Here is a 14,032-nt window from a genome sequence, read left to right on the forward strand (position 1 = left end):
AGGTCGGGGGGAGCCGTGCCGGGACGGCGTCTCCGGGTCTGACGGATGATGACCGGACAGCCGCGTCGCCCGTCCGTTTGAGCGACGGAAATCGGTGCGAGGGAGAGCGAAGTTGACGCTGTGCCGCGGGACGACGGTCGGCACGACGGCACGACCGGTCCCGGCGGCGAGCGGACGTCAGGGCAGCACGACGATCTTGCGCCCCTGGCCGGCGGCGAACCGCTCCAGCGCCTGCGGGTACTCCGCCAGCGGCAGCCGGTGACTGATGAACACCTGCGGATCGAGGACACCGGTGGCGAACAGCTCCGCGGCGCGTTCATAGCTGTGGAGCACGGCCATGGAGCCGGTGATGGTGATCTCCTGGTTGTAGATGCGGTACGGGTCGATCGTCACCCGGGTCGCGTAGTCGGCGACCCCGAACTGCAGGAAGGTGCCCGCCTTGGCGACCCGGTCCAGGCCGTCCTGGATGGCGGCCGCGTTGCCCGTCGCGTCGACCACCACGTCCCAACCGCCCGGTCGTTCCAGCCCGTCGGCCGAGAGCGCCGTCCGCGAGGAGCCCAACTTCGCGGCCGTGGCCAGCCGTTCCGGATTGACGTCGACGACGTCCACGGCAGCGGCACCGGTGCGCTTGGCCAGCTCCAGCATCATCAGGCCCATCGTGCCGCTGCCGTAGATCAGCACATGGGAGCCGAGCCTGCTGTTGAGCACGTCGTAGCCGCGCACCGCGCAGGACAGCGGCTCGATCAGGGCCGCGTCCTGGACCTCGATGTGGTCCGGCAGCCGTACGCAGTTGGCGACGGGTGCCACCGCGAACTCGGCCGCGCCGCCCGCCACGGTCACCCCGATCGCCTGCCAGCGGTCGCACAGGTTGTTGCGTCCGGCCCGGCAGTAACGGCACTCGTTGCAGTACAGCGAGGGGTCCACGGCGACCCGGTCGCCGACGGCCAGTTCGGTGACCTCGCGCCCGAGACCGACGACCACCCCGGCGAACTCATGGCCCGGCACGACCGGCAGGGTCGGTGCGAACTCGCCCTGCAGGATGTGGAGATCGGTCCCGCACAGTCCGCAGGCCGCCACCTCGACCACGACCTCGCGCGGCCCGGGAGCGGGATCGGGCACCGTGGTGACGGTGACCTTGCCGGGGGCTTCGATGACGGCGGCTTTCACTTGACTGCTCCTAGGGACAGGCCGCGGACCAGTTTGTCCTGGGCGGCGAAACCGGCGATGAGGACCGGCAGGGAGACCAAGGTGGCGGCGGCGCAGAGCCGGGCGAGGAAGAGTCCCTCGCTGGTGATGAACCCGACGAGGAAGACCGGCGCCGTCGACGCGTTGGTCGCGGTGAGGTTCACGGCGAACATGAACTCGTTCCAGCTGAAGATGAAGCAGATCAGCGAGGTGGCCGCCAGTCCGGGGGCCGCGACCGGTGCGACGATCCGCCACAGCACGGTGAGCAGGCCCGCGCCGTCGACCTCCGCTGCCTCCAGGATCTCCTTGGGTACCTCGGCGAGGAACGAGCGCATCATCCACACCGCGATCGGCAGGTTCATGGCGGTGTAGAGGACGATCAGCGTCCACACGTTGTCCAGCATCCCGGCGTCCTTGACGATCAGGTACACCGGCAGCAGGGCCGCGATGGCCGGCAGGAACTTGGTGGAGAGGAAGAAGAACATCACGTCGGTCCACTTCTGGACCGGCTTGATGGACAGCGCGTAGGCCGTCGGCACCGCGAAGGCCAGCACCAGCAGGGTCGAAATCACGCTGGCCATCGCCGAGTTGAGCAGGAACGGGGTGATGTCCCGGCTGAACAGCAGCCGGTACTGGTCGAAGGTGAGGGAGGCGAAGGGGGTCGGCGGGTTGGTCGCCGCGTCCGCCTCCTGGTGGAAGGAGGTGAGCACCATCCACGCCACCGGCGCGAAGAACGCCAGCGTGGCGAGCCAGGCGACGAACGTCCACAGCGGGGACAGCCGCGCCGCGGCCTCCTGGTCGTCCTGACGCCGGCGCAACAGTTTCCTGAGTCCAGTACCGGGCACGGCGACGGCTGCGCGCGTCACAGGGACGTCTGTCATCGGGACACCTCCTCGCGGAACAGCGACGCGATGGTGCGCAGCGCGAACGTCGCGATCACGATCGAGCCGAGCACGACGACCACTCCGGCGGCGGCCGCCTGGCCGTACTCGTACTTGCGGAACATGGTCAGGTAGATCTCGTAGGGCAGGTTGGTCGTCTGCGAGCCGGGGCCGCCCTGGGTGATCGTGTAGACCGCGTCGAAGGTCTGCACGACGTAGATCGTGCCGAGCAGGATGCCCAGTTCGATGTACTGGCGCAGATGCGGCAGGGTGATGTGGCGGAAGGTCGCCAGCGCCGACGCCCCGTCCACCCGGGCCGCCTCCAGGACGTCACCGGGCTGCGCCTGCAGACCGGCCAGCAGGATCAGCATCATGAACGGCGTCCACTGCCAGACCAGGGAGACGACGACGGCGGGCATCGGATACGACGAAACCCAGTCGACCGTAGGGCCGTTGGCGGCGCCGAACAGCCGGTACACGGCGTTGAGGGTGCCGTTGAGCAGGCCGTAGTCGGGGTTGTAGATGGCGTGCTTCCACAGCAGCGCCGCCGCGACCGGCATCACGAGGAACGGCGCGATCAGCATCGTCCGCGCCAGGCCCCGGCCGACGAACCGGCGGTCGAGCAGCATCGCCAGACCGAGGCCGAGGAGGACGCTGATCAGCACCACCGACGCGGTGAGCACGACGGTGTTGAGGACCGCGGTGCGCAGCCGTTCGTCGGTGAAGACGAACGTGAAGTTGGACAGGCCGACGAAGTGCCGGTCGCCCGGCTTGAGGATGTTCCACTGGAACGTGGAGATCACGATGGTGGCCACGAAGGGCAACTGCGTGACGACGATGGTGAAGACGAGCGCCGGGAGCAGTGGGAGACGGCGCTTCCACTTGCCGGCGCCGCCGGACGAGCGCGTGCGGCTGGGTGGTGGTGCGGTCGTGGGCGGAGCGGTGAGCGTGGTCATGGAGAGTTCCTCTGCCGGTGACAGCCGGGGTGGGGGAGCGGGTGCCCGGCCGGCGTCGGGGCCGGCCGGGCGGTGACGGTCACCGGTAGTTCTTGGCGACGTCCTCGGCCTGCTTCTGGCCGTCGTCGAGCGCCTTGTCCACGCTGGTCTTGCCGGCGATGGCGGCGGAGATCTCCTGGGTGACCTTGGTGCCCAGGTCCTGGAACTCGGGGATGGCCACGTACTGGACGCCCACGGTCGGCCTCGGCTGGACGCCGGGGTCGGCCGGGTCGGCCTGCTCGATGGACTTCAGGGTGATGTCACCGAACGACCCGGCGGCCTTCTGGTACGCGGGGATCGCGTAGGTGCTGGCCCGCTTGCCGGCCGGGACCCGCGACCAGCCGAGCTTCTCGCCGACGAGGTTCTCGTACTTCTTGCTCGACGCCCACAGCATGAACTTCGAGGCCGCGTCGGCGTTCTTGGTGGTCTTGGGCATGGCCCATGCCCAACTCCACAGCCAGCCGCTGCTCTTGGTCTCGGCGGTCGGCGCGTAGGCGTAGCCGACATGGCCGGCGATCTTGCTGGCGCTGGGGTCCTCCAGCGACCCGGCCGCGCTGGTCGCGTCGTACCACATCGCGACCTTCTTCTGGCTCATGGCGTTCAGGCACTCGGTGAAGCCGGACTGTGCCGCCCCCGCCTCGCCGTGCTTCTTGACCAGGTCGACGTAGAAGTTCGTCGCCTTCTTGAAGGCCGGGCTGTTCACCTGGGCCTGCCAGTCCTTGGTGAACCAGGTGCCGCCGAAGGTGTTGACCACGGTGGTCAGCGGTGCCCCCAGCTCGCCCCAGCCGGCCAGGCCGCGCAGACAGATGCCCCGCATCCCCGGCTCCGCGCCGTCGACCTTGGCCGCGATGTCGGCGATCTGCTGCCAGGTCGGGTGCTCGGGCACCGTGACGCCCTTCGCCTCCATGACGTCCTTGTTGTACATGAGGAAGGACGACTCGCCGTAGAACGGCAGGGCGTAGAGCTTGCCGTCGGAGCCGGACAGCGAGGTGACCACCGGCTTGAGCAGATCGGCCGAGTCGAAGGCGGTGTCCTTGTCGGCGTACGAACCGAGCTCGTGCAGCCAGCCGTTCTTCTGCCAGATCGGCACCTCGTAGGCGCCGATGGTGGCGACGTCGTACTGGCCGGCCTGGGTGGCGATGTCCTGGGTGACCTTGTCGCGCAGTTCGTTCTCGGGAAGGATCGTGAAGTTGACCTTGATGCCGGTGTCCTTGGTGAATGTGCTCTTCGTCAGCTTCTGGATGTCCTCCATCTGCGGGTTGCCGACCATCAGTACGTTGATGCTCTTGCCGCCGCCCCCGGAGGCGGAGGTGCCGCCCGCCCCGCTGCAGGCGACCAGCAGGGAGCCCGCGGCCGTGGCCGTGAGCAGGACATGGATCATTCTTCTGGTGTGCATGACTGACTCCAACAGGAGGGTTCGAGGGCGTGCGGAACCAGGGCCCCGGCCTTACGGGGGGTGGTGGGATGGGGAGTTGGACTGCGGCTCAGGCCTGGATGACCTGGGGGCCCAGCAGGGCGTAGCGGCGGGCCTCGGACGAATGCAGCCCGGTGTCGGTGACGATGGCCTCGAAGTCCGTGACGTTCGCGAACCGGCAGAAGCTCACGGCGCCGAACTTGGTGTGGACGCCGGAGAACACCCGGCGTTTGGCGATCCGCATGACCTCGGCCTTCACCTCGCTGACCGCGGGGTCGGGGGTGGTGAGTCCCCACTGGCGGGAGATGCCGTTCGCGCCGACGTACGCCAGGTCGATGACGAAGTCGGACAGCATGCGGCGCGCCCAGTGGTCGACCGTGGCCAGCGTCCCGCCGCGCACCCGGCCGCCGAGCAGCAGCACGGTGATGTTCTCGGCCGAGGCCAGGTCGCCCGCCGTGGCGAGCGAGGAGGTGACCACGGTCAGCGGCCGGTCGCGGGGGAGTGCGGCGGCGATGAGCTGAGGGGTGTAGCCCTCGTCGAGGTAGACGGTCTCGGCGTCCCCGAGCAGGGCGGCCGCGGCGGCCGCGATCCTGGACTTCTCGGGGATGTGTTCGGTGGTACGGAAGGCGAGCGTGGTCTCGAAGCCCGCGCTCTCGACAGGGTGGGCACCGCCGTGGGTACGACGGACCAGCCCGTGTGTCTCCAGGAGGTTGAGGTCCCGGCGCACGGTCTCCTTGGAGACCCCGAGGTCGGCGGCGAGCATGCCGACGTCGACGGATCCCGAACGGCGTGCCGTTGCGAGGATCCCGCGTCTTCGTTCCTCGGCGTCCACGGCGGCACCTCCGTTTCATGGCTCTGTTGCAGGGCGCTGCGCGGTGGTGCCCGCGGCGGCCGATGTCCCGGAGTCCGGCCCGTTCGGCCTCCGGTGGCCAAATTTGTACAAGGCGATTGCGCGTACTGACCAGGTTCGCCGTAGCCCAGTTCATGACCGAATGTGCCCGCTTTCCGGAGGGCGGAATGCCTGGACGACGCGCCGGAGGGCCGCCCGCCGAGGGGCGACGCTGCCCGCTCCATGACCGGCGCACGCCCGCTTGCCGCCCGCATGCCCGCGCCGACCCGGGAGAGCCCGCCCCGGATCCGGGTCAGCCGCGCGTCCGGTCGGCCCGGGAAGGCCGACCGCGACCGCGCGTGGGGGCCGAGAACCTCTGGGACGGTCAGACCGGCGATCGGATCGCGCTGCGCGGCCGTACCGCTCAGCGAGCCATGTGCCGCGCGAGCTCCTGCGCCTTCTCACGGACTCCCGCACCCCAGGCGCGTCCTTCGGCGGGAGCGGACATCCCGGTCCCGACGGAAACCTGTACGTCTGCGAACGGTCCCTCCGGAGCGGCTTCGAACTGCGCGCACCACGGCTACTACGGCGCCGAACGAACGGTCTGACGTCCTCTCACCGACACCGGTGCCACCTTCACTTGTGCAAGCCTCATGCTCGGGCCGCTGAACCTGCCTTGTCCAGATGTTTCTACGTCGTCGGGTGGTGTCCGGCGCGCGCCGTTCCCGCTCTTCCGCCGCAGAGGCGCAGCGCGCTGTCCAGGCACAGCGCGGCTGCCGCCTGGGCGGTGAGTCGTCGGGTTCCGACTTGTGCCACGGCGGTGTGCTGGAGCCCGAGGACGGCGGCGGCGAGTCAGGCCGCGGGGAGTGACGGGGCGAAGTCGCCCGTGTGCCGGCCTCGCTGGATGAGCCGTTCGAGTCGCGGGGGCACGAAGTCGTGCGGGTCGTTCTCGGGCCGCGGAATCCGCGCCGCAGGGGCGGTGAGCAGAAGAGAGTAGCGGTCGACGAACCGCCAGCCGGCGTCGAGGAAGCGGGCCAGCGCGTCCGCGGGCGGGGCGGTGTCCAGGCCTGCGTCGTCCAGCAGGGTGGCGTATTCGGCGGCTGCGTCCTCGACGAGGGCGGCGACGGCCGGCAGACACGCGAGCCGTGTGGCGTCCTCCTGATCGGAGACGGCGGTTTCGCCTCGACCGCAACCGAACTGCGGAGCCGGAACGACAGTCGTGGACTGTGTGTGCTCTTTCAGCCATGCTGGCTGAATTCGAATTACTGCAACCTGAAATTCCCGGGCATCCGCCACAGCAACCCATAGGCAAGGCCGAGTGCCGCTCGATGCCATCCATAGCGGCGGCTGGTGGAATTTGTCTCGCCCAGACAACGGGCAGGAAAGTTCGGGACGGCGGCTCTCGCCGGATAGTGCGTATTCATGTGCCAGGGTCGGGGGAAATCCGATGGCCTTATGCATGGCAACAGTTCCCGGAGTTCCTCTGCATTCTCTTCAGAAAGGGACCGTCAAGGTGTCAGAAATCAACACCCACCGCAGGACGAAGAGCAAGTGGAAGCGGGCGGGCGTGGCCCTCGCCGCGGGGACTGCGCTGCTCTTCGGGGCCGTCTACGTCAACGCCAACGCCGCGACCACCGGCGACTCCTCGGCCGGCGCCGCCGCCGACGCCACAACGACCACGACCGCGGCCTCCTCCTCCGTCTCGGACGTCGTCACCGCGGCCAACGCGTTTCCTGGACACCCTCGACAGCGACCAGCAGTCGTCCGTGCTCCTCGACTTCACCCAGGCGAACGCCACCGCCTGGTCGAACCTCCCCTGTGGTTCGACCTGCCGGGTCGGTATCGAGTTCAGTTCCCTCAGCGACGAGCAACTGACCGCCGCCAAGGCGGTGATCGAGGCGGCCACCGGTACCGGCAGCGGCAGCGGGTACGACCAGATCAGCCAGATCCTGAAGGCCGACGACTACCTCGGTGAGACCGCCAGCGGCTACGGCAGCGGCAACTACTACCTGGCGTTCCTCGGCACCCCGAGCACGACCGGCACCTGGCAGCTGCACTTCGGCGGCCACCACCTCGCGCTCAACCTCACCTACAAGGACGGCGAGGTCGAGGGCACGACCCCGTTCTTCGTCGGGGTGGAGCCGACCAGCTGGACCGGCGACGACGGCACGTCGTACGCACCCCTGTCCGGGATGTACGACGGGATGAAGGCCATGGTCGACAGCCTGACCGACGACGAGCTGACCGAGGCGAAGCTCTCCGAGTCGTTCAGTGACGTGCTGCTCGGCCCGGACGACGACGGGGACTTCCCCGAGACCAAGGAGGGCCTCAAGGTCGGTGAACTCACCGACGACCAGCAGGCGTTGGTCCTCGCGGCCATGAAGCCCTGGGTCGACGTGGCGGACGACACCACCGCCGCCTCCGTACTCAGCACCTACAAGTCGGAACTCGACGACACCTACATCTCGTACTCCGGCAGCACCGATCTGAGAGCCCAGGGCGACTACGTGCGCATCGACGGACCGGGTGTCTGGATCGAGTTCGTCTGCCAGGACGGCGTGGTCTACACGAGCAAGATCCACTACCACACCGTCTACCGCGACCACACCACCGACTACGGCCGAGAGTTCTCGTTCTGATGAACCGTCTGCCGATCTCACTGTCACATGCGCTGCGCATGCTGGCCGGGATCGCGACGGCGGTGACGGCGGCGCTGCTCCTCGCGGCGCCGCCCGCTGCCGCGCATCCCATGCCGCACTCCGTGCTCCTGCTCGACGTGCACGAGACGTCGGTGGCCGCCGAACTGGTCCTCCCGGTCAGCGACTTCTCAAGGGCCAGCGGTATCGGCCTGGACGACGACACCACGGCCGAGCAGTTGTCGGCGCGGAAGGCCGCGATCCGCCGCTATCTGGCCGCCCATGTGCACGCCACCACCCGCCGGGGCAAGGCCTGGACCGTCACCTTCGGTGCCATGGCCCTGGGCCGGACCCAGCAGACCTCGACCGGTCCCTACCGCGAACTGACCGTCCGGGCCGTGCTCACTCCGCCCGCCGGCGGGGACCCGCGCCGCTTCGTCCTCGACTACGACGCCATCGTCCACCAGGTCGTCACCCAAACCGTCCTGTTCTCCGTCCGCCAGGACTGGGCCACCGGAAAGGTGGCCGGATCGGGGCAGGACAGCGCGACCCAGGTCGGGGTCATCCGCACCGGCACCCGGACCATGACCGTCGCTCCGCTCACCGTCGACCTGGAGAGCGGGAGCATCTGGAGCGGCACCTACGCCATGTTCCGGCTCGGCGCCCACCATATTCTCGAAGGCACCGACCATCTGCTGTTCCTGCTCATCCTGCTGCCCGCGCCCCTGCGGGCGACCGGACCCCCGACGGCACCGGAGCCTTCGGCTCGGCCGCTGTGACCCTCGGCGCCGCCAACGACTGCGGCAGCGGCATCTCGGCCACGGCCTGGCCGGGCAGCAGCTCGGTCACCACCGCCGACGCCAAGAACGCCTTCGGCTCCGACATGAGCGGCCTCTACCAGGAGGGGAGCGTGATGTGGGCGGCACAGAACAGCGGCAAGCTCTGGCGACTGGTCCCGAACGGCATCACCGCCTGGAAGGCCGACACCAGTAACGGCTGGACATCCGGCAAGACCCTCAGGTTCCCGAGCGGCTCCGGCACACCCGACGACGAGGGCGTCACCCTGACCGGCGCCGGCTCCGCCGGCGGCGTGTACGTCAGCAGCGAGCGCAACGCGGACTCCTCGGGCACCAGCCGGCTGTCCGTCCTGAAGTACAACGTGAGCGGCACCAGCACCACCGTCAACGCCTCCGCCGAGTGGAACCTCACCTCCGACCTGCCGGCCGTCGGCTCCAACCTCGGCCTGGAGGGCATCACCTGGGTCCCCGACGCCACCCTGACCGCCGCCGGCTTCAAGGACGAGTCCACCGGCGCGGCCTACGCCTCGAGCACCTACGCCTCCCACACCGGCGGCGTGTTCTTCGTCGGCGTCGAGGGCACCGGCATGATCTACGGTTACGTCCTGAAGGACGACGGCACCTTCACCCGTGTTGCCTCCATCAGCAGCGGCATGGCCGGTGTCATGGAACTCCAGTGGGAACCGCAGGCCTCCCGCCTCTGGGTCGTCTGCGACGACACCTGCTCCGGCCAGCACCGCACCATGCAGATCAACTCGTCCGGCGCCTTCGCCACCACGGCGATCTACAACCGCCCCACCGGCATGGACAACTTCAACAACGAGGGCTTCAGCGTCTCCGGCTCCGACGCGTGCAGCAGCGGCACCAAGCCCGTGTACTGGTCCGACGACAGCAACGACAACGGCTACGCACTGCGCAGGGGCACGATCACCTGCTGACCCGCTGTATCGTACGCGCGGCACCTCACGCACCACCGGAACACGCGCCAACTCTCGTACCGGTGCGTCGAGTTCATCGGCGTGCCGGTTCCTTTCGCCGCCCCCGGAGGAACCGTGGCAACCAGCCGCCCCGGCCGCTCGCGCGCGCCGCTCGCCCGACGCAGATTCCTCGCCCTGACGGCCGCCCTCGCCGCCGTCGGCTGCCTCGCCCTCAACCGGCCGGCCCCCGCACGCGCGGCCACCGCCGACGACCGCGCCGCCCTCGCCCAGTGGTGGGCCCCGGTCAACTTCCAGGACGTCGACTCCACCGGCGAGACCGCCCTCGGCGGCAAGTCCGACTACATCACCTCGTACGACTACGACGGCGACCTCAACGGCCGCAACAACTGGGAGAACACCAGCCAGTACCCGCTCGCGGCGCACGTCTACTACTCGGTCGTCCAGACCCCGTCCTTCTCCTACCTGCTGTACATGTACTTCCACCCGCGCGACTGGTCCGACGGAATCCTCGACAACTACCAGGAGGACCTGACCGAGCACGAGAACGACTCCGAGGGCGTGCTGGAAGTGGTGGCCAACGACGGCTCGGCACACGGGCAGTTGAAGGCCGCCATCACCGTCGCACACAGCAACTTCTACTCCTGGGTGCCCTCGGGCAGCGACTTCACGAGCGGCCGGGAGAGCGTCGACGGCACACTGAAACTGCAGGGCGACCCGCACGACGACGGCCACGGCCGCCCGTTCACCACCCAGCAGCCCAACACCCACGCCGCATGGGCCGAGGGGTACCTGTCCAGGGAACGCGACCAGTATGCGAACGGCGACGGCATCGTCTACTACCCCGGCTCCACCGCCGAGGTCCCGTCCGGGTCCGACGACCGCGATGTCCAGTACACGCTGACCGACATCTTCGCCCCGAACGGGATGTGGGCGAACCGCACCCTGACAACGTTGTTCGCGACGCCCGACAACTTCGCCGGCGACGACAGCTCCGACCCCTACGGCGCCGAGTGCGGTGAGGGCGGAGTCCTCGGCCCCGCCAACGGCGCCTGCGCCACAGACGCCGCCAACCCGCCCTGGGCCTGGGACGACGCCGACGACCTGCCCGGCCGGGGCTACCTCGCCACCGACCCCGCCGAACTCGTCTGGGACTACTTCGACTGGACCGGCAAGCCCTCCGCCCCCGACCTCGCCTACACCTGGGACCAGTACAACGGCATCACCTCCTGATCAGGGCTCGACGCGCGTGATCGGCCCGGAGCTGGTGTGCTGGGTGAAGGGGTTTTCGGACCGTTCCGTCGTACCCGTTCCGGGAGTGACGTCATGAGTACCTACCGAGTCGCGCAGGTGGCCGCTGCGGGCGGCCCGTTCGAGATCGTCGAGCGGGAGGTGCCACGGCCGGGACCCCGTCATGTGCGGATCGCGGTGGAGGCCTGCGGCATCTGCCACAGCGACTCCCTCTTCGTGGACGCCGCCGTACCGGGCCTCACGTTCCCCGTGGTGCCCGGGCACGAGATCGCCGGGCGGATCGAGGAACTCGGCGAGGGCATCGAGGACTGGGGCTGGGCCGTCGGCGACCGGGTGGCGGTCGGCTGGTTCGGCGGCAGCTGCGGCCACTGCAAGCCCTGCCGACAGGGCGACTTCATCGTGTGCGAGACCATGAAGACGCCCGGCTGGGCCTACGACGGCGGCTTCGGTACGAAGGTGATCGCGCCGGTCGACGCCCTGGCCCGGATCCCCGACGGGCTGACCGCGGCCGACGCAGGGCCCATGGCCTGCGCGGGCGTGACCACCTTCAACGGGCTCAGGCGCAGCCCCGCCGAACCCGGCGACCTGGTCGCCGTCCTCGGTCTCGGCGGGCTCGGTCACCTCGGCGTCAAGTACGCGGTGGCCATGGGCTTCGAAACGGTGGCCATCGCCCGCGGCCCCGAGAAGGCCGACTTCGCCAAGCAGCTCGGCGCCCACCACTATGTCGACTCCACGGCCAAGACCCCCGTCGCGGAGGCCCTCCAGTCGCTCGGCGCCGCCGAGGTCGTCCTCGCCACCGCGGGCAACTCGCAGGCCATCTCGGCGACCGTGGACGGGCTGGCGCCGCGGGGCGAACTGGTGGTGATCGGCGCCGACCCCGAGCCCCTCGGGATCACCCCGTTCCACCTGATCATGGGTGCCCGGGTGGTCCGCGGCCACCCCTCCGGCACGGCGCAGGACGTGCAGGACACCATGGAGTTCAGCGCCCTGCACGGCATCCGCCCGACGATCGAGACCGTACCGCTGGAGCAGGCGGACGCGGCCTACCAGAAGATGATGGCCGGGGCCGCGCGCTTCCGGATGGTGCTCACCTACGACTGACGGTACGACTGCAGTGGGCGGAATGTGACATGGCACTGGTCTGCAGTGCTGGTCTGGAGCGGCTGGTCTGGAGCACTGGTCCGGATCACGTCCGTACGGCCCGCGCCGCGAGCAGCGCGATGTCGTCCTCCGAACCGGTCGCCAGGCGGGCGAGGACCGTGTCGACGATCTTGTCCAGCGGGTCGGTGGGGCACAGGGACAGTGCCGTCAGGCGGTCCAGGCCCAGGTCGATGTCCTCGCCGCGCCGCTCCACCAGCCCGTCGGTGTACAGGAGCAGCACACCGCCGCGTTCCGGGAAGACCCGCTGCTCGTACCGGCCGAGCCCGCTGCCCAGCGGCGGGCCGACCGGCACCGGGACCAGCTGCATCTCGCCCCCGGGCGTGAGCCAGGCCGGCGGCAGATGGCCGGCGCTGGCATAGGTGAGGGTGGCGACCTCGGCGTCACCGAGGACCAGGAAACAGGTGGCCACCCGCTCGAAACCGGAGTCGGCGACCATCCGGTCCGCGCGCTGCAGGATGCGGCGCGGCGAGAGCCCCGCGAGGGCCAGGGCACGCAAGGTCGAACGGTAGTGGCTCATGGCCACTGCCGCCTCCACGCCGTGGCCCATCACATCCCCGATGACCAGCATCGTACGGCCGTCGGGCAGGGCCAGGACGTCGTACCAGTCGCCGCCGATCAGTGAGCCGTCGTCGGCGGGCCGGTAGCGTGCGATGGTCTCCACACCGGCGCGCTGCTGCAGCTGGCCCGGCTCGGAGAGCACGGCCCGCTGCAGCTCCAGTGCCATGGTGTGCTCGCGCTCGAAGCGGACCGCACGGTCCAGGGCGCGTGCCGCGCGGGCGGCGAGTTCCCGGGCCACCGTGGCGTCCTCGTTCGAGAACGGCGCCGACTCCCCGGCCCGGGCCAGCATCAGGATGCCGAGGACCCGGCCGTCCGAGACCAGGGGCGCGAGGAGCACCGAATGGACACCCGCGGTGATGCACGCACGGGCCGGCGCCCAGCGGGGGATCAGCGACCGCCACTGCGCCTCGGTGATCGCGTTGCGCCGCCAGATCCGGCCCGCCGCGAGGTTTTGCCGGGTCCCGGTGCCGCGCGGCCAGCCGACCAGCTCACCGCGCGCGTCCAGCGCCGCCAGCCCGGTGACCAGCCCGGGACGCGTGGCGTACGCCGCGAGCCGGGTCGGCGCCCGCCGCGCCGACTCCGTGTCCGTGGGACTGAGCTCCACGCCGGCCGCGTCCGCCAGCTCCGGTACGACGAACTCCGCCAGCTCCCGGCAGGTCCCGGCGACATCGGTGCCCGTCCCGATCCGGGACGCGGCCGAGTCCAGCAGCGCCAGCCGCCGATGGGCGCGCTCCAGCTCGTACAGGTACTGCTGCGGCTCGCTGATCTCCAGGCCCACCCCGGCGACGCCCACGACCCTGCCCGTGCTGTCGACCATCCGGTGGTACACACAGCGCCACTCCCGGACCTGGTGCGGCGAGTCCACCCAGGTCCGCCCGGTCACGACGATCTCGCGTGGCTGTCCGTCGCGCAGGATGTCCCGCAGCACCTGCTCCGACCGCCGTATGTGCGGCAGCACCTCGTGCAGCTTGTGGCCGATGTACGCGGCGGCGGGCAGGCCCGTCATCCGGGCCGTGTGCGGATTGACGTACAGATAGCGCAGATCGGTGTCGAGGACCACGAACACGGCGGCCGAGTCCTCGACCATGCCGCGCAGCAGGTCGAAGTAGCCGATGTCCACGGTGGGCGCGGCCGGACCGACCGGTGGTGCCGGTCGTCCCGAGGAGGTGTCCCTGTCCACCCGGACCTCCTCGCCTGCCCCCGCCCTCGGCCGCCCTCATCGTCCATCAGGTCGCTGTGCGGCGCATCTCGGACGCTCCCGCTCACATCGCCCGGGGCCGGTCTGTGCGGCGGCCTTAACCCCCGTTGATCAGGAGCGGTGACGCCGGCGTAATCACCCGTACCTACCGTCGAGGTCGGATGGAAGAGGCTGACCAGCAAGAACAGGGGG

At 69.8% G+C, this 14,032-nt stretch carries 11 protein-coding genes and 1 pseudogene; 5 read left to right on the forward strand and 7 right to left on the reverse strand.

What is annotated here, in order from left to right; genetic code table 11:
* Positions 1–177 precede the first annotated feature (177 nt).
* The 6 genes from EDD90_RS46995 to EDD90_RS47020 form a co-directional block, all read right to left on the reverse strand.
* The gene (locus EDD90_RS46995; RefSeq protein WP_123979145.1) at positions 178–1,167 is read right to left on the reverse strand and encodes a zinc-dependent alcohol dehydrogenase family protein; all 990 of its coding nucleotides are present in this window, start codon (positions 1,165–1,167) and stop codon (positions 178–180) included.
* Positions 1,164–2,066: a carbohydrate ABC transporter permease gene (locus EDD90_RS47000; RefSeq protein WP_123979146.1), complete on the reverse strand. Its 903-nt coding sequence runs from the start codon at positions 2,064–2,066 to the stop codon at positions 1,164–1,166. Before EDD90_RS47000 ends, EDD90_RS46995 begins: the two co-directional genes overlap by 4 nt.
* Positions 2,063–3,022 carry a carbohydrate ABC transporter permease gene (locus EDD90_RS47005; RefSeq protein ID WP_123979147.1) on the reverse strand — a complete coding sequence of 320 codons (960 nt, stop codon included), beginning with the start codon at positions 3,020–3,022 and terminating at the stop codon, positions 2,063–2,065. Before EDD90_RS47005 ends, EDD90_RS47000 begins: the two co-directional genes overlap by 4 nt.
* Positions 3,023–3,101: 79 nt before the next feature.
* Positions 3,102–4,457 carry a sugar ABC transporter substrate-binding protein gene (locus tag EDD90_RS47010; protein WP_123979148.1) on the reverse strand — a complete coding sequence of 452 codons (1,356 nt, stop codon included), beginning with the start codon at positions 4,455–4,457 and terminating at the stop codon, positions 3,102–3,104.
* An 88-nt stretch (positions 4,458–4,545) separates the two neighbouring features.
* Positions 4,546–5,307, reverse strand: a complete 762-nt coding sequence (locus EDD90_RS47015; RefSeq protein ID WP_123979149.1) for a DeoR/GlpR family DNA-binding transcription regulator — start codon at positions 5,305–5,307, stop codon at positions 4,546–4,548.
* An 849-nt stretch (positions 5,308–6,156) separates the two neighbouring features.
* Positions 6,157–6,765: a hypothetical protein gene (locus tag EDD90_RS47020; RefSeq protein ID WP_221305237.1), complete on the reverse strand. Its 609-nt coding sequence runs from the start codon at positions 6,763–6,765 to the stop codon at positions 6,157–6,159.
* Positions 6,766–7,070: 305 nt separating this feature from the next.
* On the opposite strand from EDD90_RS47020, the gene EDD90_RS47025 reads away from it, so the two are divergent.
* The 5 genes and pseudogenes from EDD90_RS47025 (at position 7,071) to EDD90_RS47040 (ending at position 12,024) form a co-directional block, all read left to right on the forward strand.
* A complete protein-coding gene (locus EDD90_RS47025) occupies positions 7,071–7,943 on the forward strand; it encodes a DUF3500 domain-containing protein (protein ID WP_260328531.1) in 873 nt (290 codons plus the stop codon).
* Entirely contained in the window at positions 7,943–8,719 is a 777-nt protein-coding gene (locus tag EDD90_RS55995; protein ID WP_185149712.1) for a hypothetical protein, read from the forward strand. Before EDD90_RS47025 ends, EDD90_RS55995 begins: the two co-directional genes overlap by 1 nt.
* A pseudogene (locus tag EDD90_RS47030) lies at positions 8,665–9,675 on the forward strand (hypothetical protein); the annotation flags it as partial. The gene EDD90_RS55995 and the pseudogene EDD90_RS47030, both read left to right, overlap by 55 nt.
* Before the next feature lie 114 nt (positions 9,676–9,789).
* Positions 9,790–10,905, forward strand: coding sequence for a hypothetical protein (locus tag EDD90_RS47035; protein ID WP_185149468.1), 1,116 nt, complete (start codon positions 9,790–9,792; stop codon positions 10,903–10,905).
* A gap of 93 nt (positions 10,906–10,998) precedes the next feature.
* A complete protein-coding gene (locus EDD90_RS47040; RefSeq protein ID WP_123979152.1) occupies positions 10,999–12,024 on the forward strand; it encodes an alcohol dehydrogenase in 1,026 nt (341 codons plus the stop codon).
* Between the two features lie 85 nt (positions 12,025–12,109).
* Here the strand turns inward: EDD90_RS47040 and EDD90_RS47045 are convergent, their stop codons facing one another.
* Positions 12,110–13,822 carry a SpoIIE family protein phosphatase gene (locus EDD90_RS47045; RefSeq protein WP_123979153.1) on the reverse strand — a complete coding sequence of 571 codons (1,713 nt, stop codon included), beginning with the start codon at positions 13,820–13,822 and terminating at the stop codon, positions 12,110–12,112.
* Between the last annotated feature and the right edge of the window lie 210 nt (positions 13,823–14,032).

This window comes from Streptomyces sp. Ag109_O5-1 (assembly GCF_003814875.1).
Taxonomy (GTDB): Bacteria; Actinomycetota; Actinomycetes; order Streptomycetales; family Streptomycetaceae; genus Streptomyces; species Streptomyces sasae.